This is a genomic window from Methylobacterium frigidaeris (genome assembly GCF_022179185.1).
Classification (GTDB): domain Bacteria; phylum Pseudomonadota; class Alphaproteobacteria; order Rhizobiales; family Beijerinckiaceae; genus Methylobacterium; species Methylobacterium frigidaeris.
Window position 1 is genome coordinate 140,606 of the sequence record NZ_BPQJ01000005.1, and the last position, 22,639, is coordinate 163,244.

General features: G+C 70.1%; 24 protein-coding genes. 14 read left to right on the forward strand and 10 right to left on the reverse strand.

The genetic code is table 11. From position 1 onward, the window contains the following. The first annotated feature begins 16 nt into the window (after positions 1–16). From mnmE to MFF64_RS07280, 5 genes are all read left to right on the forward strand, one after another. Positions 17–1,330, forward strand: a complete 1,314-nt coding sequence (gene mnmE / locus MFF64_RS07260) for a tRNA uridine-5-carboxymethylaminomethyl(34) synthesis GTPase MnmE (protein ID WP_099907746.1) — start codon at positions 17–19, stop codon at positions 1,328–1,330. Positions 1,331–1,417: 87 nt separating this feature from the next. Continuing rightward, positions 1,418–3,301 carry a tRNA uridine-5-carboxymethylaminomethyl(34) synthesis enzyme MnmG gene (mnmG, locus tag MFF64_RS07265; RefSeq protein WP_099907748.1) on the forward strand — a complete coding sequence of 628 codons (1,884 nt, stop codon included), beginning with the start codon at positions 1,418–1,420 and terminating at the stop codon, positions 3,299–3,301. Then, entirely contained in the window at positions 3,298–3,939 is a 642-nt protein-coding gene (gene rsmG / locus MFF64_RS07270; RefSeq protein ID WP_099907751.1) for a 16S rRNA (guanine(527)-N(7))-methyltransferase RsmG, read from the forward strand. The genes mnmG and rsmG overlap by 4 nt, the downstream gene beginning before the upstream one ends. Then, positions 3,936–4,802, forward strand: coding sequence for a ParA family protein (locus tag MFF64_RS07275; protein WP_099907753.1), 867 nt, complete (start codon positions 3,936–3,938; stop codon positions 4,800–4,802). The genes rsmG and MFF64_RS07275 overlap by 4 nt, the downstream gene beginning before the upstream one ends. A 35-nt stretch (positions 4,803–4,837) precedes the next feature. After that, entirely contained in the window at positions 4,838–5,725 is an 888-nt protein-coding gene (locus tag MFF64_RS07280) for a ParB/RepB/Spo0J family partition protein (protein ID WP_099907756.1), read from the forward strand. Between the two features lie 55 nt (positions 5,726–5,780). On the opposite strand, the gene holA is transcribed toward MFF64_RS07280, so the two are convergent. The 3 genes from holA to leuS all read right to left on the reverse strand — a co-directional run bounded on the left by holA (position 5,781) and on the right by leuS (position 10,231). Further along, positions 5,781–6,809, reverse strand: coding sequence for a DNA polymerase III subunit delta (gene holA, locus MFF64_RS07285; RefSeq protein ID WP_238190235.1), 1,029 nt, complete (start codon positions 6,807–6,809; stop codon positions 5,781–5,783). A 27-nt stretch (positions 6,810–6,836) separates the two neighbouring features. After that, a complete protein-coding gene (locus MFF64_RS07290) occupies positions 6,837–7,373 on the reverse strand; it encodes an LPS assembly lipoprotein LptE (protein ID WP_238190237.1) in 537 nt (178 codons plus the stop codon). A 266-nt stretch (positions 7,374–7,639) separates the two neighbouring features. Then, the gene (gene leuS, locus MFF64_RS07295) at positions 7,640–10,231 is read right to left on the reverse strand and encodes a leucine--tRNA ligase (protein WP_099904966.1); all 2,592 of its coding nucleotides are present in this window, start codon (positions 10,229–10,231) and stop codon (positions 7,640–7,642) included. Between the two features lie 183 nt (positions 10,232–10,414). On the opposite strand from leuS, the gene MFF64_RS07300 reads away from it, so the two are divergent. Continuing rightward, positions 10,415–11,098: a YggS family pyridoxal phosphate-dependent enzyme gene (locus MFF64_RS07300; RefSeq protein ID WP_099904964.1), complete on the forward strand. Its 684-nt coding sequence runs from the start codon at positions 10,415–10,417 to the stop codon at positions 11,096–11,098. A gap of 24 nt (positions 11,099–11,122) precedes the next feature. Here the strand turns inward: MFF64_RS07300 and MFF64_RS07305 are convergent, their stop codons facing one another. After that, on the reverse strand, positions 11,123–11,323 hold the full coding sequence (locus tag MFF64_RS07305; RefSeq protein WP_099904962.1) for a hypothetical protein: 201 nt from the start codon (positions 11,321–11,323) through the stop codon (positions 11,123–11,125). A gap of 172 nt (positions 11,324–11,495) precedes the next feature. Beyond that, a complete protein-coding gene (locus tag MFF64_RS07310) occupies positions 11,496–12,029 on the reverse strand; it encodes a L,D-transpeptidase family protein (protein WP_099904960.1) in 534 nt (177 codons plus the stop codon). A gap of 137 nt (positions 12,030–12,166) precedes the next feature. On the opposite strand from MFF64_RS07310, the gene MFF64_RS07315 reads away from it, so the two are divergent. Next, a complete protein-coding gene (locus MFF64_RS07315; RefSeq protein WP_238190240.1) occupies positions 12,167–12,829 on the forward strand; it encodes a 3'-5' exonuclease in 663 nt (220 codons plus the stop codon). A 160-nt stretch (positions 12,830–12,989) separates the two neighbouring features. Then, positions 12,990–13,676, forward strand: a complete 687-nt coding sequence (locus MFF64_RS07320) for a response regulator transcription factor (protein ID WP_238190242.1) — start codon at positions 12,990–12,992, stop codon at positions 13,674–13,676. Positions 13,677–13,825: 149 nt separating this feature from the next. Here the strand turns inward: MFF64_RS07320 and MFF64_RS07325 are convergent, their stop codons facing one another. After that, entirely contained in the window at positions 13,826–14,914 is a 1,089-nt protein-coding gene (locus tag MFF64_RS07325; RefSeq protein WP_425324388.1) for an alanine racemase, read from the reverse strand. Positions 14,915–15,129: 215 nt separating this feature from the next. Here MFF64_RS07325 and MFF64_RS07330 point away from each other — a divergent pair, with 215 nt between their 5' ends. From MFF64_RS07330 to dapD, 3 genes are all read left to right on the forward strand, one after another. Then, positions 15,130–16,653 (forward strand): sensor domain-containing diguanylate cyclase, encoded by a 1,524-nt coding sequence (locus MFF64_RS07330; protein WP_099905007.1) that lies wholly within the window; start codon positions 15,130–15,132, stop codon positions 16,651–16,653. 165 nt (positions 16,654–16,818) lie between these two features. Next, positions 16,819–17,271, forward strand: coding sequence for a Crp/Fnr family transcriptional regulator (locus MFF64_RS07335; RefSeq protein WP_099905009.1), 453 nt, complete (start codon positions 16,819–16,821; stop codon positions 17,269–17,271). A gap of 61 nt (positions 17,272–17,332) precedes the next feature. After that, positions 17,333–18,178 (forward strand): 2,3,4,5-tetrahydropyridine-2,6-dicarboxylate N-succinyltransferase, encoded by an 846-nt coding sequence (gene dapD / locus MFF64_RS07340; RefSeq protein WP_099905011.1) that lies wholly within the window; start codon positions 17,333–17,335, stop codon positions 18,176–18,178. On the opposite strand, the gene panC is transcribed toward dapD, so the two are convergent. Further along, on the reverse strand, positions 18,175–19,083 hold the full coding sequence (gene panC / locus MFF64_RS07345; RefSeq protein ID WP_238190244.1) for a pantoate--beta-alanine ligase: 909 nt from the start codon (positions 19,081–19,083) through the stop codon (positions 18,175–18,177). The two genes, dapD and panC, sit on opposite strands and share 4 nt — an antisense overlap. Positions 19,084–19,293: 210 nt before the next feature. Between panC and MFF64_RS07350 the strand changes: the two genes are divergently transcribed. Genes MFF64_RS07350 through MFF64_RS07360 form a run of 3 tightly spaced genes read left to right on the forward strand, consistent with a single transcriptional unit; the run spans position 19,294 to position 20,956 of the window. Next, complete coding sequence (locus tag MFF64_RS07350) at positions 19,294–19,725, forward strand: RusA family crossover junction endodeoxyribonuclease (protein WP_099901403.1); 432 nt, start codon at positions 19,294–19,296, stop codon at positions 19,723–19,725. Further along, positions 19,707–20,387, forward strand: coding sequence for a hypothetical protein (locus tag MFF64_RS07355; RefSeq protein ID WP_238190246.1), 681 nt, complete (start codon positions 19,707–19,709; stop codon positions 20,385–20,387). The genes MFF64_RS07350 and MFF64_RS07355 overlap by 19 nt, the downstream gene beginning before the upstream one ends. Then, on the forward strand, positions 20,384–20,956 hold the full coding sequence (locus MFF64_RS07360) for an HD domain-containing protein (protein ID WP_238190247.1): 573 nt from the start codon (positions 20,384–20,386) through the stop codon (positions 20,954–20,956). Before MFF64_RS07355 ends, MFF64_RS07360 begins: the two co-directional genes overlap by 4 nt. Before the next feature lie 17 nt (positions 20,957–20,973). Here the strand turns inward: MFF64_RS07360 and MFF64_RS07365 are convergent, their stop codons facing one another. From MFF64_RS07365 to ybaK, 3 genes are all read right to left on the reverse strand, one after another. Continuing rightward, positions 20,974–21,624, reverse strand: coding sequence for an aspartate/glutamate racemase family protein (locus MFF64_RS07365; protein WP_099904181.1), 651 nt, complete (start codon positions 21,622–21,624; stop codon positions 20,974–20,976). Positions 21,625–21,734: 110 nt separating this feature from the next. After that, positions 21,735–22,082 carry a hypothetical protein gene (locus MFF64_RS07370; protein WP_165795765.1) on the reverse strand — a complete coding sequence of 116 codons (348 nt, stop codon included), beginning with the start codon at positions 22,080–22,082 and terminating at the stop codon, positions 21,735–21,737. A gap of 77 nt (positions 22,083–22,159) precedes the next feature. Beyond that, positions 22,160–22,630, reverse strand: a complete 471-nt coding sequence (gene ybaK, locus MFF64_RS07375; protein WP_099904178.1) for a Cys-tRNA(Pro) deacylase — start codon at positions 22,628–22,630, stop codon at positions 22,160–22,162. Between the last annotated feature and the right edge of the window lie 9 nt (positions 22,631–22,639).

Consider the following 22,639-nt stretch of genomic DNA (forward strand, 5'->3'; position numbering starts at 1 on the left):
ACCCCCTCCCCCGCCGATGCACGTCTCCGACACCATCTTCGCCCCCGCTACCGGTTATGGCCGGACCGCCGTCGCCGTCGTGCGGATCAGCGGTCCGCAGGCAGGCCCATCCCTGGCGGCGCTGATCCAGGCGCCATTGCCGCCGGGACGACGCCTGTCTCTGCGCACCTTGCGCGAGCCGGCAACCGGGGAACTCCTCGATCACGCCCTCGTCGCCTGGCTGCCCGGCCCCGGTACCGCCACCGGCGAGGACATGGCGGAGCTGCACCTCCATGGCGGCCCGGCGGTCCGGGCGGCGGTCTTGCGCAGCCTCGGCGCGATCCCGGGACTCGTGCCGGCTGAGCCCGGCGCCTTCACTCGCCGCGCCTTCCTCAACGGCCGCATGGACCTGACCGCCGTCGAGGGTCTGGCCGACCTGATCGATGCCGAGACCGAGGCGCAGAGGCGTCAGGCCGTGCGCCAGCTCGACGGCGTCCTCGGCCGGGCCGTGGAGGGATGGCGGGCCTCCCTCCTCGACGTGCTTGCCGGCATGGAAGCTGCCCTCGATTTCTCCGACGAGGGCGACATCGATGACGAGGCTTTGACCGCGTCTGGTCGCACAGCTGCGGCGCATGTCCGCGACGCGATCCGGGCCGCCCTCGCCGATGGCCGCAGGGGCGAGCGCCTGCGCGACGGTTTTACGGTGGTGCTCGCCGGAGCGCCGAACGCGGGTAAGTCGACCCTGCTCAACGCGCTCGCTCGCCGCGACGTCGCGATCGTCTCCGAGATCCCCGGAACGACGCGGGATGCCATCGAGGTGCGCTGCGACCTGGGCGGATTGCCGGTGCTGCTGGTCGACACGGCGGGATTGCGCGACAGTACCGATGCTATCGAGGCGGAGGGCGTGGCGCGCAGCCGCCGCCGCATCGACCAGGCCGACTTGGTGGTGTGGCTACGTGAGCCGGACGGTGAGACCCCCCCTCCCCTGTCCGTCCCGACGCTCTTCGTCGCCACCAAGGGCGACCTGTCGGACTCGGTCGCGGATGGCGAGATGACGATTTCGGCCCGGACCGGAGCCGGGCTCGACCGGCTCCTCATCGAGATCGAGCGCGCTGCTGAGTCCTCCCTCGGCCAGGGCGAGGCGCTTGTCACGCGCGAGCGACAGCGGATCGCTCTCGAACGCTGCGCCCATCATCTCGATCACGTCGTAGACCGTGGCGCCGAGCTGCCGGCAGAGCTGGTGGCGGAGGATCTGCGTCTCGCCGTGCGCGCTCTGGGTGAGGTGGCGGGGCGTGTCGGGGTGGAGGAGATGCTGGACCGCCTCTTTTCCAGCTTCTGCATCGGCAAATGAGCGGCCAGCTCAGGGTGTTTTCACGTGAAACGCGAGACATCGCGACAGCGCGATTGACGCCGCTGCCGGGCACCGCCTAATCACCTCATGCACTCTGACGAATCTTCCACCTACGATGTGATCGTCGTCGGCGGCGGGCATGCGGGCGCCGAGGCGGCCGCGACCGCTGCGCGTTATGGCGCCCGGACCGCTCTCGTCACTCATCGTCGCGATACGCTCGGGGCGATGTCCTGCAACCCGGCCATCGGCGGCCTCGGCAAGGGCCACCTCGTGCGCGAGGTCGACGCCCTCGACGGGCTGATGGGACGGGTCGCCGACCAGGCCGGGATCCAGTTCCGGTTGCTCAACCGCCGCAAGGGGCCGGCAGTGCGCGGGCCGCGCACTCAGGCCGACCGCAAGCTCTACGCCCGGGCGATGCAGTCGCTCTTGAGCGAGACGCCGACCCTGACGATCATTGAGGGTGAGGTCGCCGATCTCGTCATCAACGACGGTCGAGTGACCGGCGCTGTGCTCGCCGACGGCCGCGCCTTCCCCTCCCGCGCCGTGGTTCTCACCACCGGGACCTTCCTGCGCGGGCTGATCCATATCGGCGAGATGACGATCCCGGCCGGCCGAATTGGCGAAGGTCCGGCACTCGGCCTCTCGGCGACCCTCGACCGGCACGGCTTCACCCTCGGTCGCCTGAAGACCGGCACGCCGCCTCGCCTCGACGGCCGCACCATCGATTGGCACGGCATCGACAAGCAGGCCGCCGACGATGAACCGGTGCTGTTCTCGTCCCTGACCGAGCGCATCACCACGCCTCAGATCGAGTGCGGTGTCACCCGAACGGGCCAGGCGGCGCACGATCTGATCCGCGCCAACCTCCACCGCTCGGCGATGTATTCCGGCGGCATCACCAGCCGCGGGCCGCGCTACTGCCCGTCGATCGAGGACAAGGTGGTCCGCTTCGGCGACCGTGACGGCCACCAGATCTTCCTGGAGCCGGAAGGCCTCGACGACCCGACCGTTTACCCGAACGGCATCTCCACGTCCCTGCCCGAGGAGGTGCAGCACGGCATCGTCAGGTCATTGCCCGGCTGCGAGCGTGCGGTAATCCTGCGTCCCGGCTACGCCATCGAGTACGATTACGTCGATCCACGTGAACTCGATCCGACCTTGCAGACCCGCCGCGTCGCCGGCCTGTTCCTCGCGGGGCAGATCAACGGCACTACGGGCTATGAGGAGGCGGCGGGCCAGGGGCTGGTGGCCGGGCTCAACGCCGCCCGCCTCGCCGGTGCGGCCGAACTCGCGGTGTTCGACCGAGCCGAGTCCTACATTGGCGTGATGATCGACGATCTCGTGACCCATGGGGTCAGCGAGCCGTATCGGATGTTCACCTCGCGCTCGGAGTATCGGCTCAGCCTCCGCGTCGACAATGCGGACGAGCGCTTGACCGGTCGCGGGATCGCCCTCGGTTGCGTCTCGCCGGCTCGCGCGGCCCACGACGCTGCGCGCCGTGAGGCGCTTCAAGGCGCTCGGCAGATGCTGGAGAGCTTGAGCCTCACCCCGACGGAGGCGCAGCGGTACGGCATCGCCCTCAACCGCGACGGTATTCGCCGGTCGGCATTCCAGCTTCTCTCCTATCCGGAGATCACCTGGGATCGGCTCGCTGCCGTGTGGCCGGAACTCCAGGACGTTCCCCCTGCCCTCGCCGATCGCCTCTGCACCGATGCGACCTATGCGGTCTATCTTGACCGTCAACGGGCGGACATCGCGGCATTCCGGCGCGACGAGGCGTTCGCGCTGCCGGCCTTTCTCGACTACGGCAGCATCGCCGGTCTCTCGAACGAGCTGAGGCTGAAGCTCGACACTGTCCGCCCCCTCACCCTCGGCCAAGCTGCTCGCATCGAGGGTGTCACGCCGGCCGCGCTCACCCTGCTGGCAGCCCATGCCCGCCGCGGCGGCCCGGCTCAGGTTCCAGCCGAATGACCTTTAGCCCTCCCGGCCGCGATGCCGTCCTCCGCGACGCCGGCGTTTCACGTGAAACAGCTGCCGCTCTCGATCTCTATGTCGCGCAGCTCACCCGCTGGCAGTCGATCAAGAATCTCGTCGGGCCCTCGACTCTCGCCGAGGTCTGGACCCGTCACATCGCCGACTCGCTCCAGCTCCTGGCGCTCGCGCCCGACGCGGCGCGCTGGCTCGATCTCGGCAGCGGCGCCGGCATCCCTGGCCTGATCCTGGCGATCGCCGGCCGCGAGCGGCCTGGTTTTCGCGTCGATCTCGTCGAGAGCAATGGCCGCAAGGGTGCTTTCCTGCAGGAGACCGCGCGGATCACCGGCGCGCCCGCGAAAGTCCATGTCGCTCGCATCGAGAACGTCGTCGCGAGCTTCACTGATTCGCAGATCGTCACAGCCAGGGCCCTCGCGCCGCTGCCACAACTCCTCACCTGGACCGCACCCTTGTTGAAAAACGGCGCTACCGGGCTTTTTCCGAAAGGGCGTGATGTCTTAACCGAATTGACCGAGGCCGAGGAAAGGTGGAGATTTACTGCGGATCTGATCCCGAGCCGGACCGATTCTGAAGCCAGAATCGTCCGCGTCTCCAGCGTGAGCGGCCTTCTCCCATGATCGCGGAACCTCCTGAGTCGCAGGCGGGCGGCAGCCCACGGCCCTTGCGCATCATCGCGCTCGCCAACCAGAAGGGCGGCGTCGGCAAGACCACGACGGCGATCAATCTCGGCACCGCGCTCGCGGCGATCGGCGAGCACGTGTTGATCGTCGACCTCGATCCGCAGGGCAACGCCTCGACCGGTCTCGGCATCGACCGGCGCCAGCGTCGTCTCTCGACCTACGACGTGCTCTCCGGCGAGGCAGCCCTGGCCGATGCGGTGCAGGTCACGGCGGTGCCGCGCCTGTCACTGATCCCCTCGACCATGGATCTGCTCGGCCTTGAGATGGCGATGGCGAGTGCGGCCGATCGGGCGCAGCGCCTGCGCCGGGCGTTGGAACCGCTCGATCGGGGCGAGGCGCAAGAGGCCCAACCTTCCACCGAGGACCGGCGGTTCACCTATGTGCTGATCGATTGCCCGCCCTCGCTCAACCTGCTCACCCTCAACGCCCTGGCGGCGGCGCACGCGGTGCTGGTGCCGCTGCAATGCGAGTTCTTCGCCCTCGAGGGCTTGAGCCAGTTGTTGCGCACCGTCGAACAGGTCAAGGGCGCCCTCAACCCGCGCCTGGCGATCCAGGGCGTGGTGCTAACGATGTTCGATCCGCGCAACAACCTGTCGGCACAGGTGGTGGCCGATGTGCGCGAGTTCATGGGCGACAAGGTCTACGAGACCATGATCCCTCGCAACGTGCGCGTGTCCGAGGCGCCGTCCCACGGCAAGCCGGTGCTGCTCTACGATCTCAAATGTGCCGGTTCGCAGGCCTATCTGCGGCTCGCCTCCGAGATCATCCAGCGTGAAGGCCGCCTGCCGGCCGCCGCCTGAACCCGCGTAATGGAGTCGATGAGAGGATGAAGGGTATGGCGGAGGAGGGAGCGCGACCGCGCCTCGGGCGGGGTCTCGCAGCGCTGATCGGCGATTTCGGCGAGGAGGCTCCTGCCGCTCTCGAGAAGCCGAAGGCGGGCCAGCGGCGCGTGCCGATCGAGTTCCTGCGGCCGAACCCGCGCAATCCGCGCCGTCACTTCGCCGAGACCGAACTCGAGGAGCTGTCGGCCTCGATCCGCACCCGCGGGGTGATCCAGCCGATCGTGGTCCGGGCGCTCGCCAACGTGCCGGACGCGTTCGAGATCGTCGCCGGCGAGCGGCGCTGGCGTGCGGCGCAGCGTGCCGGCCTGCATGAGGTGCCGGTGGTCACGGTCGAGATCGACGACCGCACCTCGCTCGAATACGCCATCCTGGAAAACGTCCAGCGCGCCGACCTGAACGCCATCGAGGAGGCGGCGGGCTACGAGCGTCTGATGAGCGAGTTCCGGTACACTCAAACCGAACTCGCCGAGATCATCGGCAAGAGCCGCAGCCACCTTGCCAATACCTTGCGTCTCCTGCAGCTGCCGCCTGGGGTGCAGGATCACGTCATTGCTGGCACGCTCACCGCCGGCCATGCGAGGGCGCTCCTCGCCGTCCAGGACCCGCAGGCCGTCGCCCGCCGGGTGATCGATGACGGCATGACCGTGCGCGAGGTCGAGGCCCTGGCCGCCGGCGAGCAGACTGGCACTGGTCCGCGCCCCGGCCGGCCGCGCAAGGCGGCCGTCGAGAAGGATGCTGATACCCGCGCCCTCGAACGGCGCCTGGAGGATGCCCTGGGGATTGTGGTGTCGATCGAGGCCAAAGGTGCCGGTGGCGAAGTGCGCCTGCGCTACACCAGCCTCGATCAGCTCGACGGGCTGTGCCGACGCCTGGAGATGTAGGGCGTAAATCGGCCGGGCATCGATGGCCCGGCCTTTCAGGAGGGCAGGGGGCTCATCAGCCCCGCCGCGCCGCCTCGCTGGCCAAGCGCAGGAAGAGATCGGCCGCAATGGCGTGCGAGAAGTCGCCACCGGCCCGGCGTGCGCCCAGCACCGCCTCCTGCAGCAGCGAGACCGCCCGGCGCAAAGAGGCCGGGCTCCAGCGGGCGAGCTGGATCTCGACGATCTTCTGGCGCCGGAAATGCAGGCCGCGCCAACCCGCCACCATCGCGCTCGGGCTCTTGCCCTCGCCGTCGAGGCGGGTGGCGAGCAGGGTGAGGGCGTGGCGCAGGGCGCCCCCCAGCATCACCGAGGCGTCCATGCCCTCGATCTGGAAACGCCGGTATGTGCGCTCGGTCTCCGTGACGCGTCCCGCGAAAGCGGCATCGATCAGAGCGTTGAGCATCGAGCCCGAGACGTCGCTGCCGATCGCCTCGACATCGTCGATGCCGACCTCGCCCTGGCCGCGGGCGTAGAGCGCGAGCTTCTCGATCTCACCGAGGCTCGCCCGCCGGTCACCGCCGAGGCTGCTGGCGAGGAGGTCGCGGGCTTCGCGGGTGATGCGCAAGTCGTCGGCCCGGAGCGTCCGCTCGATCAGGTCGGCGAGGGTACCGGCATCGTCCGGGTAGCAGGGAATCGCCAGCGCTCTGGTCGAGCGCTCGCAGACGACGCGCAAGGGAGCCGACTTGGCGAGGTCGCCGGCCTCGACCACGATCCGTGTCTCGGCGCCGTCCTGCTTCAGCGCGGCCTCGACCGCCGGTGCGTAATTGCGGCTGCCGGGTCGGACCCAGACCGCGCGTTTGCCGCCGAACAGCCCGACCGTGCCGGCCTCGTCGACGAGGCGGCCGGGATCGCTCGCCAGCACGTCGCCGTCGAGCTTCACCAGCGCGAAGGGGTCGGAGGGATCGTCGACGGCCCTCTCGGCGAGCAGGCGAGCGCGCTCGGCGACGAGGCCGGTATCCGGTCCGTAGACCAGGATCACGGCGATACGCGGGTCGGGGCCGCGGCGCAGCAACCCCTCGACCTCGCCAGCCTTGACGGCGGTCACGACAGGTCTCCGGCGATCATGCGCGGCTCAGGGCTGGGTCGCCAGGATCGCGGCGACGCGGGTCTTGATCTGTTCGGAGAGGAGCTTGGCCAACCGGATCTCGGCGTCGCGGGCGGCGCGCAGGCTGGCGAAGCGCTGGGCGGAGCGGTCGTAGGTGGCGGTGCCCTGGGCAACGCCCTCGGTGATAGTGCGGTCCCCCGACAACGTCTGAACCTTGTAGGAGGCGGTGCCGAGCAGAGTCGCCGATTCGGCCCGGCCGGTAATCGAGCTGACGATCGGCGTCTGCACCGTTTCGCTCGCCGCGAGGGTCAGGCGGTACTTCTTCTCGGAGGGCTGGCCCGACCCGTCGAGGTCGAAGACCAGCTCGCTGCGCAGATAGTGGCCGAGGCGCTCCTGGCCCTGCGCAGTCTTGGCCGGTTCGACCTGAATCGACGCGAGCACGGCGCTCAAGGGGGCGCCGGACGCGGTCGGTCCGTAGAGCGGCCGGAAGCAGGCCGAGAGGCCGAGCGCCAGGGTGGCGACGAGAGTGAGGTTACGCGCCGTCTTCGCCGTACTGCCTGCCATGAAGGTCCGTCCTGCCACCGCTTGTCTCGTGACCGCTACGCTGACGCCGTTACCGCTACGCTGAAGCGCTGCCAAGGGGCCGCCGAGACCTTTCGGGCGGCGGCCGCCGCGCCTCAGAATAGGCGAGGGTGTCTAAAGAGTCTCTGCGGCGACAGCAGGGCCACGGGCGGGTCGATCGCGGGAAATCGGGGATGTTGCGGATAAAGGAAGGGCCCGGCGATCTTTCGATCGTCGGGCCCTGACACTTCACGGGAGCGCGCGCTTGATCAGACCACGATGTTGACGATGCGCAGCGGCACCACGATCACCTTGCGAGGTGGCTTGCCCTCCAACGCCCGCTGTACTGGTTCGAGCGCCAGAACAGCGGCCTGAACAGCGGCCTGATCGGAATCCCGCGGCACGGTGACGTCGGCGCGCTTGCGGCCGTTGATCTGCACCGGCAGCGTCACGCTGTCCTCGACCAGGAGGTCGTGACGAACTGCCGGCCAGGCCGCTTCGGCCACCAGGCCGTCCTGCTTGAGGGCGGTCCAGCAGGTCTCGGCAAGGTGCGGCATCATCGGGGCGATGAGCTGGACCAGGATCAGCGTCGCCTCACGAAGGGCAGGGGAGGGGGCTTGGCCGCGCTCGGCATTCACAGCGTCCTGCAGGCTGTTCGCGAGCTCGTAGATATGGGCGACGCAGCGGTTGAAGCGCAGGCGCTCGATATCCTCCCCGACCGCCGCCAGCGCCTTATGCGCCGCCTTCAGCACCGCCTCGCTGCCGGCATTCGCCGGCTCAGCCCTGCCCTCAGCCACCTCGCTCACCATGCGCCAGACGCGCTGCACGAAGCGCGACGCGCCTTGGACGCCGTCCTCGGTCCAGATCACGTCGCGCTCCGGCGGCGAGTCGGAGAGCATGAACCAGCGGGCGGTGTCGGCGCCGTAGGAGGCGATGATGTCGTCGGGGTCGACGACGTTCTTCTTCGACTTCGACATCTTCTCGATCGCCCCGATGGCGATCGGTGCGGCGGTTTTCACGTGAAACGCCCGCCGGGCACTGTCCTCGGTCACGACCTTGACGTCGACCGGCTGCACCCACGCGCCGGTCTCGTCGCGATAGGTTTCGTGGACGACCATGCCTTGCGTGAACAGGCCGGCGAAGGGCTCGTCGAGCCCGGCCCAGCCGGTCTTGCGCATCGCCCGCATGAAGAAGCGGGAATAGAGCAGGTGCAGGATCGCGTGCTCGATGCCGCCGATATATTGGTCGACCGGCAGCCAGTGATCGGCCACCACCTTGTCGGTCGGAGCGTCCTCGAGCCACGGCGCGGTGAAGCGGGCGAAGTACCAGGACGAGTCGACGAAGGTGTCCATGGTGTCGGTCTCGCGCCGGGCTGCCCCGCCGCAGGACGGGCAGGGCACGTTGCGCCAGGCCGCGTCGCGCTCCAGCGGGTTGCCGGGCACGTCGAACGAGACCTCCTCCGGCAGGCGCACCGGCAGGTCCGCGACCGGGACCGGGACGACGCCGCAGGACTCGCAGTGGATCACCGGGATCGGGCAGCCCCAGTAGCGCTGGCGCGACACGCCCCAGTCGCGCAGGCGGAACTGCACCCGGCGCTGGCCCACGGGAGCACCGTCGAGGGTCTCGGCCTCCAGGCGGTCGGCGACGACCTTGAACGCCGCGTCGGTGTCCAACCCGTCGAGGAAGCGCGAGTTGATCATCCGCCCGTCGCCGTCATAGGCGGTGTCTGTGATGACGAAGCTTGCGGGGTCCTGGTCCGGCGGGCAGACGACGGGCGTGTTGCCGAGACCGTACTTGTTGGCGAAGTCGAGGTCGCGCTGGTCGTGCGCCGGGCAGCCGAACACCGCGCCGGTGCCATACTCCATCAGCACGAAATTCGCGACGTAGACCGGCAGGGTCCAGGACGGGTCGAGGGGGTGGCGGACCTTGAGGCCGGTGTCGAAGCCGAGCTTCTCCGCCGTGTCGATCGCGGCCTGCGCCGTGCCCATGCGCCGGCACTCGGCGATGAAATCCTGCAGCGCCGGATTGTCCTTCGCCACCGCGGCGGCGAGCGGGTGATCGGCGGCGACCGCCAGGAACTTGGCGCCGAACAAGGTGTCGGGCCGGGTGGTGTAGACCGTGACCTCACGGGCTGCGCCCTCCGGCGCGCGCTCCAGGGCGAAGCGCAGCTCAAGCCCCTCCGAGCGGCCGATCCAGTTGCGCTGCATCAGCCGGACCTTCTCCGGCCAGCGCTCCAGGGTGTCCAGCTGGTCGTCCAGGTCCTGGGCGAAGTCGGTGATCTTGAAGAACCACTGGGTGAGCTCGCGTTGCTCGACGAGCGCGCCGGAGCGCCAGCCGCGGCCGTCGATCACCTGCTCGTTGGCGAGCACGGTGTGGTCGACCGGGTCCCAGTTCACCTTGGCGGTGCGGCGCGAGACCAGCCCGGCCTGCAGGAAGTCCAGGAACATCCGCTGCTGGTGCTTGTAGTACTCGGGATCGCAGGTCGCGATCTCGCGGCTCCAGTCCAGCGACAGACCCATCGATTGCAGCTGCGCCCGCATCGTCGCGATGTTGGCGTAGGTCCAGTCCCGCGGGTTGACCTTGTTCTGCATCGCGGCGTTCTCGGCCGGCAGGCCGAAGGCGTCCCAACCCATCGGGTGCAGGACGTTGAAGCCCTTGGCGCGCTTGTAGCGGGCGACCACGTCGCCCATGGCGTAGTTGCGCACGTGGCCCATATGGATGCGCCCCGACGGGTAGGGGAACATCTCGAGCACGTAGTATTTCGGGCGCGGATCGTCGTTGCGGGTGCGAAAAATCTCCCGCTCGGCCCACACCTGCTGCCAGTGGGGCTCGGAATCCTTCGCGTTGTAACGTTCGGCCATGGCGGCGTCTTTGCGACCGGTCGGCGCCGGCGCCGAGAGCACCGGCGGCAGGGATGAAGGGAAAACGTCACGGCCGCAAACGGTTGAGCTTGCTCGGCGCGGCGCCGGCGGACTAGGACACGGTTTGGTCCCGAGGGTCAACAATCAAGGACGGGCGGCGCGCCGCCGGAAAGGAAGCCGGTCATGATCGACTCGCAGACCATCGCCGCGAACCTGGCCACGATCCGCGAGGAGATCACCCGCGCCGCGCAGGACAGCGAGCGCGATCCCACCGGCATTGCCCTGGTCGCGGTCTCGAAGACGATTCCCGCCGAGGGCATCCGCCCGGCGATCGCCGCGGGTCAGCGCCGCTTCGGCGAGAACTACGTGCAGGAGGCGAAGACCAAGTGGCCGTTCCTGCGCGAGGAGGCCGAGGGGATCGAGCTGCACCTGATCGGCCCGTTGCAATCGAACAAGGCGCGTGATGCGGTCGAGCTGTTCGACGTGATCCACACCCTCGACCGGACCTCGCTCGCCGCTTCCCTGTCAAAGGAGATCCAGCGCAGCGGCCGGCATCCGACCCTGCTGGTGCAGGTCAACACCGGCGAGGAGCCGCAGAAGGGTGGGGTGGCGCCAGGCGCGGTCGATGCGTTCCTGGCCGAGTGCCGGGAGACGCATGGTCTCACCGTTTCTGGCTTGATGTGCATCCCGCCGGCGGAGGATCCGCCCTCGGCGCATTTCGGCCTGCTGGCGGCGATTGCCCGCCGCCACGCCCTGCCGATCCTGTCGATGGGGATGAGCGCCGATTACCCGGCCGCTATCCAGATGGGGGCGACCCATGTGCGGGTCGGCAGCGCGATCTTCGGGGCGCGTCAGCCGAAAGGCTGATACGCGCGCATCGACACGCGCAAGTCAGTTCGCGTGCAAGCAGCGGATCTCTTCCCGCGCCTGCTCCAGGAAGCGGACGCGATCCTCGTCCGTGAGCAGAACAGGGGAGTTCGGCAGCCCATCGCGGTAGCGGGCCGTGCTGTCCCAGAGGGTGCCGCGCGCGCCCTCCGCCGCGTGGATCTGTCGGGCTCGAACGATCTCGGTCGCGGTGTAGGCGTCGAGCATGCGTCTCTCCCTGCGTCCGATACGGTTTTTGTGTGGCAGCTGGACCCTACAGGATGTTTTCACGGGGCGCGAGTGTGGCAGCGTTACCAAAATGAAAGAGTTTTTTGTGCCCCGCAACATGATTCGGCGAGGAGATCCTGTCGAATTCTCGTGATGTCGGAGACTATCGTCCTTAGATCGTGAGCCGGGTGCCGGGCCCGAGGCGGCGCAGGAGCCGGACGAGGTCGGGGCGGCGCACGGCGACGCAGCCCTCGGTCGGACGGAAGCCAGGGCGAGCGACGTGCAGGAAGATGGCGCTGCCGCGCCCGGGGCGGATCGGGCCGCGATTGTAGTCGAGGTCGATCACGAGGTCGTAGAGCCCGTCGTCGCGCCAGAGCCGCTCGGCGCTGACGCCGGGAGCCGGCAAGGGGATGGGGCGGTTGTAGCGCCGGTCGCCTGGGTCGTCGCACCACCCGTCCCCCGGGCGGATGCGGTGCAAGGGGAGGGGAGTCGCGGGTCGCACCCCGAGCCGGTCCGGCCGGTAGAAGCCGCCGCGCAGGCGAAACGTGCCGCGGGGCGAGGCGCCGTCGCCCTCGCGCTTGTCCCGCGTCTGGCCGCCCTTGCCGAGGGCGCAGGGAATCAGGACCGGGCCGGCGATCAAGGTGCCACGGCTTCGGTCGAGGGGATTCGGGCGGACCCGCAGGTGCGGGAGGGTGATGCGCTTCATGGGGAACTGTCTTAGGGCGCCGGCTCCGGCGCCGTCCAGGGGAGCATGCGAGGGGAGCGTGCGAGGGGAGCGTGACAGGACGTCCGGTCCGGCGGAGAATGGCGCGAACATTCCGCATCCGAGCCGCCCCGACCGACATGCCTCCGCCGATCCCGCTCCCCGATCCCGCGCCGGACTGGCTCGGCTGGCTGCCGCCGCGCCTCGTCGCGGTCGACGTCGAGACGACGGGACTGGCCGAGGCCGACCGGGTGGTGAGCTTCGGTGCCGTGGCGCTCGCCACCGCCTCCCTCGCCACCGGCGCTCCGGAGATCGCCTGCCACCACCTGATCTTCGATCCCGGTCGAGCGAGCCACCCGATGGCCGAGGCGGTGCACGGTTACGACGACTGGCTCCTGCGCCACCAGGACCCGGCCGGCGCGCATGCCGGTGCCCTGGCGGACCTCCTCGCCGGGGCCGACCTGATCGTCGCCCACAACGCCGCCTTCGATCTCGGCTTCCTCAACCGCGAGCTCGCCGCGGCCGGCCTGGGCCCGGTTCGGCCTGAGGTCTACTGCACCATGGAGGCCTATCGCCGCCGGGGCGAGAAGGGGAGGGCGGCCCTCGACGCGGTGTGCCGGCGCATCGGCATCGCGCGGGTGGGCACTCGCCACGGCGCGCTCGAGGATGCCTGGCTGGCGCTCCGGGCCTATCTCTGGCTCCAGGCCTGCCCGGTGGCGGTGGCGCGCCCGGACCTCGCCGAACCGAGCAACCTGCGCCCCGCTCCGCCGCGCCCGGAGGGCCCGCTGCCGCCCCGCCCGTGAGGTCGGCGCCGTGGACAGGCTCAGGCGCGGCCCTTGCCGCGGCTTGGCGCTCCGCTACTCTGCCCCGCACGCTGCCAGGCTGCGGTCCGTCCGGGACCGTCGCCCCGCCCGGCCGGCGGGATCCCAAGCCCGCCCGCCTTCCTCGAGAGTGCCCGGTTCGATGTCGAACGCCCACCGCCTGCTCGTCGTCGACGACGATCCGACCCTGCGCGACACCCTGACCGAGCAGCTCGCCCTCTCGGACGCCTTCGAGGTGGTCACCGCCGAGACCGCGCGCGGGGCGATGGACCGGGTCGCGGCCGAGCGGGTCGACCTCGTGGTGATGGATGTCGGTCTGCCCGATCTCGACGGGCGCGAGGCGGTGCGGCAGATGCGCCAGGGCGGCTTTCGCGGGCCGGTGATCATGCTGACCGGCCAGGTCTCGGATGCCGACACCGTGCAGGGCCTGGACGCTGGCGCCAACGACTACGTGACGAAGCCGTTCAAGTTCGCGGTGCTGCTCGCGCGCATCCGCGCCCAGCTGCGCCAGTACGAGGCGAGCGAGGACGCGGTGTTCCAGATCGGCCCCTACACTTTCCGGCCGGGAGCGAAGCTCCTCGTCGGCGAGCGCGGCTCGAAGCTGAAGCTCACCGAGAAGGAGACCGCGATCCTGCGCTTCCTCTATCGCGCCGGGCGGCAGGTGGTGGGGCGCGACACGCTGCTCGCCGAGGTCTGGGGCTACAACGCGCAGGTCACCACCCACACCCTCGAGACTCACATCTACCGCCTGCGCCAGAAGATCGAGCCGAATCCGGCGACCGCCTCGATCCTGGTGACGGAGGGCGGGGGGTACAAGCTGCTGCCGTAACGCATCCGAGCTCCGATCGGGCGCGATGTCTCATACCCTCGCGCCTTCGCATCGCCATGTCGATGCGAAAGCGACCGGCGCATCAGCGCCGGCGCCCGTTCGGGCTTGCCTGGCGCCTTCGAACGCGTCCGTTCGAAGGCGCGGCGGTATCACGTAATCATCCCCCGCGCCTCCACCGGCAGCGTGCCGACGATCGCGCCGTCCCGCACCGTCACCAGCGCGTCGACCATGTTGACGACGACGCAGACGTGGTTGGGCACCACCTCGACCAGGGCGCCGACCCCGGGCCGCTCGCCGCAGGCCGCGAGATCGAGGAAGCCGTGCTCCTCCGCGAAGGCGCTGATGCGGGCGCCCGGATGGTCGGGCAGGAGCCCGAACCCGTCGAGGCCGCCGCCGGGATCGCTGGTGAGCGTCTTCGAGCCGGCATCCAGGATGCCTCGCGCAGGCCCGGCCCGGCTCACCACCCGGGAGAGCACCGCGAGCGCGCAATCCTCCAGCCCGGCGACGCCCGCCGCCATCATCATGCGGTCGTTGAAGATTACGGTGCCGGCCCGGTGCTCTGTGGCGCCGCGGACCCGACCGAGTTCCGGCAGGTTCGGCGTGCCGCCGGTCGAGACGATGCGGGCCTCGAGGCCGTGCTCGGTGAGCCCCGCCTGCGCGGCGTCGAGGAAGGCCTGCGCGTCGGCGACGCCGCCGGTCGGCGGGTACATCAGCAGGCCCGCGAAGGCGAGGCCGGACCGGCCCGCGATGTCGCGGGCGAGCGCCACCGCCTCGCCCGGGGTCTCGACGCCGGCGCGCCTGCGGCCGGTGTCGCACTCCACCACCACGTCGAGGGTGCGGCCGCCGGCCCTCGCCGCCTCCGGCAGGCCCGCCACCGTCACCGGGTTGTCGGCCGCGACCGTGATCCGCGCAGGGCTCTCGCGCAGGAGCCGGCCGAGGCGCCCGATCGCGTGCGGGCCGATCAGGTTGTAGCTGATCAGGATGTCGTCGATCCCGGCCCGGGCCATCACCTCGGCCTCACCGATCTTCTGGCAGGTGACGCCGCACGCCCCGGCCTCGATCTGCATCCGGGCGAGGACCGGACTCTTGTGCGTCTTGATATGCGGGCGGTTGGCGAGGCCGGCCGCGTCGCAGGCGGCCTGGAGCCGGGCGATGTTGCGGGCCACCCGGTCGAGGTCGATGACGACCGCAGGCGTGCCGTAGCGGCGGGCGATCTCCTCGCGCAGGGCGGGACTCAGCATCGCGGGGCGCCCTGGCGAGGGGGCACGGGTGAAATCGTCTCGGCACGCATCGTGGTCTCTCCTGCGGCGGCTCCTGCGCGCCGGATCGTAGCTGCAAACGGCACGTGCCGCCCACCCGCATCAGGATGGCCGGTCGTCCTTGGGGCGCAACTCAATCTTAGACTTCCCGGACTAGACGGAGAGGATCGCAGGCACCGCCCAACGGAACGTCGATGCATCCCGGATCCCGCAGGCGGCCGTCCACCGCGTCCCGTACGCTGGCCGGGTCGATCGTCGCCGCAACCCTGGTGATCGGTGCCGTGTCCGGCCTGACGGTCATGCAGATGCGCAGCAGCGCCTGGGAGCAGGTCGGCCGGGTGTCGCAGAACCTGCTGGAATCGGTCGAGCACATGGTCGACCGCAACATCCAGCTCTACGACCTGTCGCTCCAGGCCGTGGTCGAGGGCCTGCGCAACCCGGAGGCCGACGGCATCGCGCCGGGCCTGCGCCAGGCCGTGCTGTTCGACCGGGCCGCCACCGCGAACGGCCTCGGCGCCATCCTGGCCCTCGACGCGCAGGGCAAGGCCTTCGTCGATTCGGCCTCGGTGGTGCCCCGGCGGGTGAGCTTTCCCGACGCGGATTTCTTCCGGATCCACAAGGAGCGGGAGGATGTCGGGCTCTATATCGGCAAGCCGCTCAGGATGGAGCCGGACGGGCGCTGGGCGATCCCGCTCAGCCGCCGCCTCGCCTACGCGGACGGGGCCTTCGCCGGCGTGGTCGTCGGCACGATCGACATCGGCTACTTCAACGTCCTGTTCGGCCGCCTCAGCCTCGGCGACCAGACCCGCATCGCCTTCTTCCGCGAGAGCGGCGAGCTCCTGGTCCGCAGCCCGGTGATGGAGGACGCGATCGGCAGGAACATGACCGCGGCGCCGCATTTCCCGCGCTTCCTCGAACGGCGCTCGGGACAGTTCGTCGCGATCGGCTACACCGAGGCGATCGAGGGCCTGTTCAGTTTCAGTCGGATCGGCGACCGGCCCCTCATCGCCGCGGTGGTGGTCCCCACGCAGACCATCGCCGATCTGTGGCGGCCCAAAGCGATGGCGATCGTCGCCGTGGTGGCGTTCCTGTGCGGCGGCCTGATCGGGCTGACGCTCGTACTCCAGCGCGAGCTTGAGCGGCGGGCCCGCGCCGAGGAGCGAGCGCTCGCGGCCAACAGCGATCTCGCCCGCCTCGCCCATACCGACGGGCTCACGGGCCTGCCGAACCGGCGCCACTTCGACGAAGCCTTCGCACGGGCGCGCGAGGAGGCCGCGCGAACCGGCGCGCCTCTGTCCCTCATCCTCCTGGATGCCGACCGTTTCAAGCGCTACAACGACACCTATGGCCACCTCGCCGGAGACGAGGTGCTGCGCGCCATCGCCCGGGTGCTGCAGCGCCAAGTCCGGGAGCCGGAGGAGGCCGCGTGCCGGATCGGCGGCGAGGAATTCGCCGTGCTGCTGCCTGGCGCTTCCGGCCGGGAGGCCGCCGCCCGGGCCGAGCGCATCCGCCAGGCGGCGGCCCGGCTGCAGATCCCGCATATCGGCAACGAGGGCGGCATCGTCACGGTGAGCCTTGGCGTCGCGGAGGTCGTCTCGGGCGAGACCGTTGGGCAATGCTTCTCGGCTGCCGACGCGGTGCTCTACGAGGCCAAGCGCCAGGGGCGCAACCGCGTGGTGGCGCGGCCCGGCGGTGCGGCGGGCGCTCAGGTCGCGTGAGTGAGCAGCGCGTGCAGGTGGGAGGCCAATAAACCTGCAGCGGTTCGCCTTGCCGTATTTTCTGCGACGAACCGGTGTCCACGGCGCCGGAAAATGCTCTAGAGCTTGGCCGGGCCGCCCGGGTGCTTGAAGACGGCGCCGGCGCGGGAAGGGAGAGCGAGGCCGTTGGCGCTCGACGACGACATCGCGATTCTGGAAGCGGCGCCGCTGTTCGGCTTGATGAACCGGGACGCCCTGCGCCTGATCTCGTTCGCGGCCGAGCGCCGGCGGCTGGACCCGGGCGCCGTGCTGTTCACCCGCGGCGAGACCGCCGAAGGCGGCTTCGTGGTGACTCGCGGCACGGTGGTGCTGGAGCCCCGTGGCCCCCGCGGCGCCCCGGTCGAGGCGGGTCCCTCGGCGCTGATCGGCCAGGCCGCCTTGTTCTTCCCCGTGGAGCGGCCGACCACTGCGCGGGCGGGCAGCTTTCCGGTCGAGGTCATGGTCGTCACCCAGGCGGTGATGCGCCGGATGCTCGAGGTGTTTCCGGACGCCGCCGCGGTGATCCACGACGCGCTCGCCGACGAACTCGCCGCCCTGACCCGTGCCTTCGCCGGCAGCCGCGCCGCCGACCCGACGTGACAGCACCGTGGGGGCTTTGGTAGAGGGGACGCCGCAATGCACTCCCGCCTGGACGCCTCCCATGTCGCACGCCGATCTCGCCCGGACCATCGAAGCCGCCTGGGAGGACCGCGCGACTATCGGCGCCGATACAACCGGGCCGGTGCGCGACGCCGTCGAGGCCGCCCTGGCGCTCCTCGATTCCGGTGAGGCTCGGGTCGCCGAGAAGGGCGAGGCCCAAGATTGGCACGTCAACCAGTGGCTCAAGAAGGCGGTGCTACTCTCCTTCCGCCTCAACGACATGACGCTGATCCCGGGCGGGCCCGGCGGCGGCGGCTGGTGGGACAAGGTGCCGTCGAAGTTCGAGGGCTGGGACGCCGCGCGCTTCCGCGCCGCGGGCTTCCGGGCGGTGCCGGGCGCGGTGGTGCGCCGGGGCGCCCACATCGCCGCCGGCGCGGTCCTGATGCCGTCCTTCGTCAATCTCGGCGCCTATGTGGGCGAGGGCACGATGGTCGACACCTGGGCCACGATCGGCTCCTGCGCCCAGGTCGGCAAGAACTGCCACATCTCCGGCGGCGCCGGCATCGCCGGCGTGCTCGAGCCGCTCCAGGCCAACCCGGTCATCATCGAGGACAATTGCTTCATCGGCGCGCGCGCCGAGGTGGCCGAGGGCGTGATCATCGGCGAGGGCAGCGTGCTGTCGATGGGCGTCTATATCGGCGCCTCGACCAAGATCATCGACCGGGCCACCGGCGAGGTCACTTACGGCCGCGTGCCGCCCTACTCGGTGGTGGTCTCGGGCACCCAGCCCGGCAAGGCGCTGCCGGACGGCACCCCCGGCCCGTCCCTCTACTGCGCCGTCATCGTCAAGCGCGTCGATGCCGGCACCCGGGCCAAGACCGGCATCAACGAGCTCCTGCGGGACTAGTCTCGCCGCGGGACCGACGTCCCGGGCGTCGCGGTCGCCTCGACCGCGACATTGTCGATGAGGCGCGTGCGGCCGAGATAGGCCGCCGCCAGCACCCGGGCCGGGCCCTCGACCCGCTCCAGCGGCGCCAGCGACTCGGCATCGTTCACCGACAGATACTGCACGGGCGCGAACCCCGCCGCCTCCAAAGCCGCCCGGCCCTCGGCCAAAGCGGGCGCCGTCGCCGCGCCGCCGCGCACGGAATCGGCCACCCGTTGCAGCACGGCGTACATCGCGGGCGCCGCCCGCCGCTCCTCCTCCGAGAGGTAGCGGTTGCGGGAGGACAGGGCGAGGCCATCAGGCTCGCGCAGGGTCGGCGCGCCGTCGATCGCCACCGGGATGTCGAGGTCCCGAGCCGCGCGCCGGATCACCTGGAGCTGCTGAAAGTCCTTCTCGCCGAAGATCGCCCGGTCCGGCAAGCATTGCAGCAGCAGCTTCGTCACCACGGTGGCGACGCCGGCGAAGTGCCCGGGGCGCACCGGCCCGCACAAGACCTCCGTCAGCCCCGCCACCGTCACGGTGGTCGAGAAGCCCGGCGGGTACATGGTCGCCACGTCGGGCAGGAAGGCGGCATCGGCCCCGACCTCCGCCAGGAGCGCGAGATCGGCCTCCAGAACCCGCGGGTAGCGCGAAAAATCCTCGTTCGGGCCGAACTGCGTCGGGTTGACGAAGATGCTGACCACGACCCGCCGGCAGCGTTCTTGCGCCTGCCGCACCAGGGACAGGTGCCCCTCGTGCAGCGCCCCCATGGTCGGCACCAGCGCCACACCCTCGCCGGCCGCCCGCCAGGCCCGCACCTGCGCCCGCAGGGCGGGCACGTCGCCGAGGCGGAGGACAGGGGTGGGAGGGGAGGGGGGCAGCGTCATCGTGATCTCCGGTCAGTCGAAACCGGCGCGACGGTAGTCGGGGTGTGGGCCTCGCGCCAGGGGCACGCCGTGCCAAGACGCAGAGAAGATCCACGCCGCCTCCGCTGGTCGTCGTCGCGGCGGAAGGGCGGGCGTTTGGGACGATTGCTTCCTGGCGAGGCCGGTATCCTTGGGTAACATCAAGCGATTCGCTTGAGTTCGAGCTGCACCGTGCCCCCGCAAGGAACACTCTACCCGCTTGAATTCTTCATCGGTGCCACTCCTCTCTCGCTGCAGGCGAAAGCAGCCTCGAAGGCGCGATGGATGGAGACCATCAAACGAGCAGCACGAAAGCGCATTGATGTCACGTACGAGCTCGGCTTCGTCGACAATGGACAGTTCTGTCTCACAATCTCCTATGTCCCGGACGCGCCCACGATGGGCGATATCGACAATATCGTGAAGCCGATCATGGATGCGCTGATCCACCTGGCTTACAACGACGATCGCTTGGTCGAGCGCGTCGTCGCGCAGAAGCTGGAACCGGGGGTCGATTGGGATTTCGTTCAGCCCAGCGATCAATTGTCCGATGCTCTGCTCGTCGCATGGCCGGTCGTTTATGTCCGTATCGACGATGACCCGACATGCTGGAGGACAGCCTGATGGCTCCATCGCTGCGACCCCGCGACGGCGAAGCCGAGCGGCACTTCATCGAGACCCTGCGCGCGCTCTGCGAGCAGGCTGGCTTCGCCTTCCAGATTGAACCAGCGCCCGATCAGCTGCCTGATTTCCTGGGGGACTACCGGCCCGACGCCGTGGCCCGGAAACCCATGCGGAACTTCGCCATCGACGTGTGGAGCGGGCCGGACCCGTCCGAGCCGCCGCTGCCGTCCGTCCGCCGGCTGTTCGACGGCCATCCCGACTGGCATCTCCACGTCGGCTTCATGGCGAGCGACCCGCTCCGGGCGATCGTGATCCCCGGTGCCGATCCGGCGCAGATCCGCGCACAGGCCGCTGAAATTCGAGCGCTCCACGCGGCGGGGCATCGTCGGCCCGCCTTCGTCATGGCCTTGTCGCTGCTGGAGGCGGCCCTGCGGGTGCAAAGCGAGGACGCGGACGGTACCAACCCGCCTGGTGCCGTCGTCCAGGCCCTGGCCATGAACGGCCTGATCGAGCCGGAGACCGAGCATGCCTTGAGGCCATTGGTTGCTCTCCAGAACCGGATCGTGCACGGCGATCTCGCTGCCGATCCCATGGCAGACGATGTCGCGCTTGTCCTCGCGGCGGTCGAGACGACCTTGAGCGAGGAGGCCTCCCACCCATGACCCCGGACGAACTCGCCGGCACGCTCGATTTCCTGCAGCGGGCCGAAGCCCTCAAGAGCACCCTGCGCAGCGGCTACGCCGCCTCCGGCCGGCAGGAGAGCACGGCCGAGCATACCTGGCGACTCTGCCTGATGGTGATGGTGCTGGCCGATGGCGCCGAGGGGATCGACGCATTCAAGCTGCTCAAGATGTGCCTCGTCCACGATCTCGGGGAGGCGCTCGGCGGCGACATCCCGGCGACCGATCCCCGCGCGGCGGACAAGACCGCGCAGGAACGTCGCGACCTCCTGGCTCTCACCGCGCCGCTGCCGCCGGCGCGCCGGGACGAGATCATGGGGCTGTGGGAGGAGTACGAGGCCGGCACCTCGCCGGAGGCGATCCTCGCCAAGGGCTTCGACAAGCTGGAAACGATCCTCCAGCACAACCAGGGCCGCAATCCGCCGGGGTTCGACTACGCCTTCAACCTCGTCTACGGCGCCAAGCACACCGCCCGCCATCCGCTGACGGCGGCGATCCGCGCCGTGCTGGACGAGGGCACGCGGGCGCGCATGGTCGATCGCGTGGAGTAGCGCTCGGCTCCGGCCCTCTACCCGGCGCGGGACGCAATGACTGCTGCGGTAAGACCGACCGCCGGGCTGGTGAGGGGACGGGTCTCCTCGGGCAGCAGGGCGGCGGCGCCGGCCATGGAGGCCTGCGCCAGGGCCACCTGCGTCGCTCCGTCCTCTCGCGCGATGCGGGCAGCGCGGGCGATCAGCGCCCGATATCTGTCGAGATCGCCCGCCCTGAACGCCTCCCAGGCCTGCGGCACCACCTGCACGGTCACCTCCGCACCTGTGCTTCGCGCGGCCGCCTCGAACAGGCACCGGGTCGGCTCGACCGTCGTCTCGACAGCGCAGAGCACCGCCACCATGCCGCCATCCTTCACCGCTTCGGCAGCAAGGGCCGCATCGACCCGCAGGACCGGGACTGGAGCATCAGCAGCCGCGATCTCCACGACTGGTCCGAGGGTCGAGCAGGTCAACAGAACCGCATCGACCTCGGCGGACAGGCTGCGCAGGACCGCGACGGTCTCGGCGGCGATCTCGGGCGTGAGCCGTCCCGCCCGCTCGGCGGAGGAGAGCAGGTCGGCGCGCACGGTGTGGTGCAGGCTGACGCCGGTCAGCCCGGTCATCCGCAAAGCCTCGTCGAAGACAGCGGCGTTGCTGTCGATCGTGTGAAGGCAGGCGATGCGGGGCATGGGCGATAATCCAGCTGCGGCAAGGCTGGTCTAGCCGTCGAGACCGGGGCGGCAAGACCCGAATTGATCGGCCGCGAAGGCGTCGCCCGGACTCCATCGGAACCAGGTGGCTAGAAACATCCCCGGACCAGCCGGCGCCCATACGGGTCATCGACGCCCCGTGGGGGCGGGAAGCCGTAATAGCTCGGCTTGCCGAGGCCGAAGGGTGAGCCGACATAGGTTGGATCGCCCAGCGCATTGGTGGGCACGAAGCCCTGGCCCGGCGGACAGGCGGGGCGGGCCCGGGTGGCGGGCGAGGCGTCGCTGTCGCCCCGGGGGAAGTAGCGCAGGGCCGGAGCGAGGCCCGGCGCGGGCCGCGGCTCCGGCCAGTAGCCGGGCTCCGGCATGTCGGCCGCCCCCGCCGGCCCCGCGAGGCCGAGGGCGATCAGGCCCGCCAGCAGCCGCACGCCGTAACCCATTCGCCCGTCCCTTCGTGCCATCCCGGCTTGAGCCCTGCACCGAGCCTTGGCGGATCATGGTTAACGTTGCGTTTCCGTCAGGTCACGGCCTCGGTCCGGGCCTGGAGCACGCGCACGAGGTCGTCGGGTTTCACGCGCAGCTGCAATCCGCGCTGGCCGCCATTGACGAAGATCTCCGGATAACCGAGGGCGGCCGCGTCGACCACGGTCGGGACCGCTCGCTTCTGGCCGAGCGGGCTGATGCCGCCGACATGGTAGCCGGTCAGCCGCTCGGCGTCGGCCGGGCGCATCATCGCGGCGGACTTGGTCTTGAAGGCGGCGGCGAGCTTCTTCAGCGACACCTCCCGGTCGGAGGGCACCAGCACGCAGACCGGCTTGCCATCGACGGCCGCCATCAGGGTCTTGAACACCTCCCCCGGGGCGACGCCCATCGCTTCCGCTGCCTGGAGGCCGATGCGGGTCGCCTCCGGGTCGTAGTCGTAGGTGTGGACGCTGTGCGTGATGCCGGCGCGGGCGAGGACTTGAGTGGCGCGGGTGGTCTTCGACATCGGAGCCGG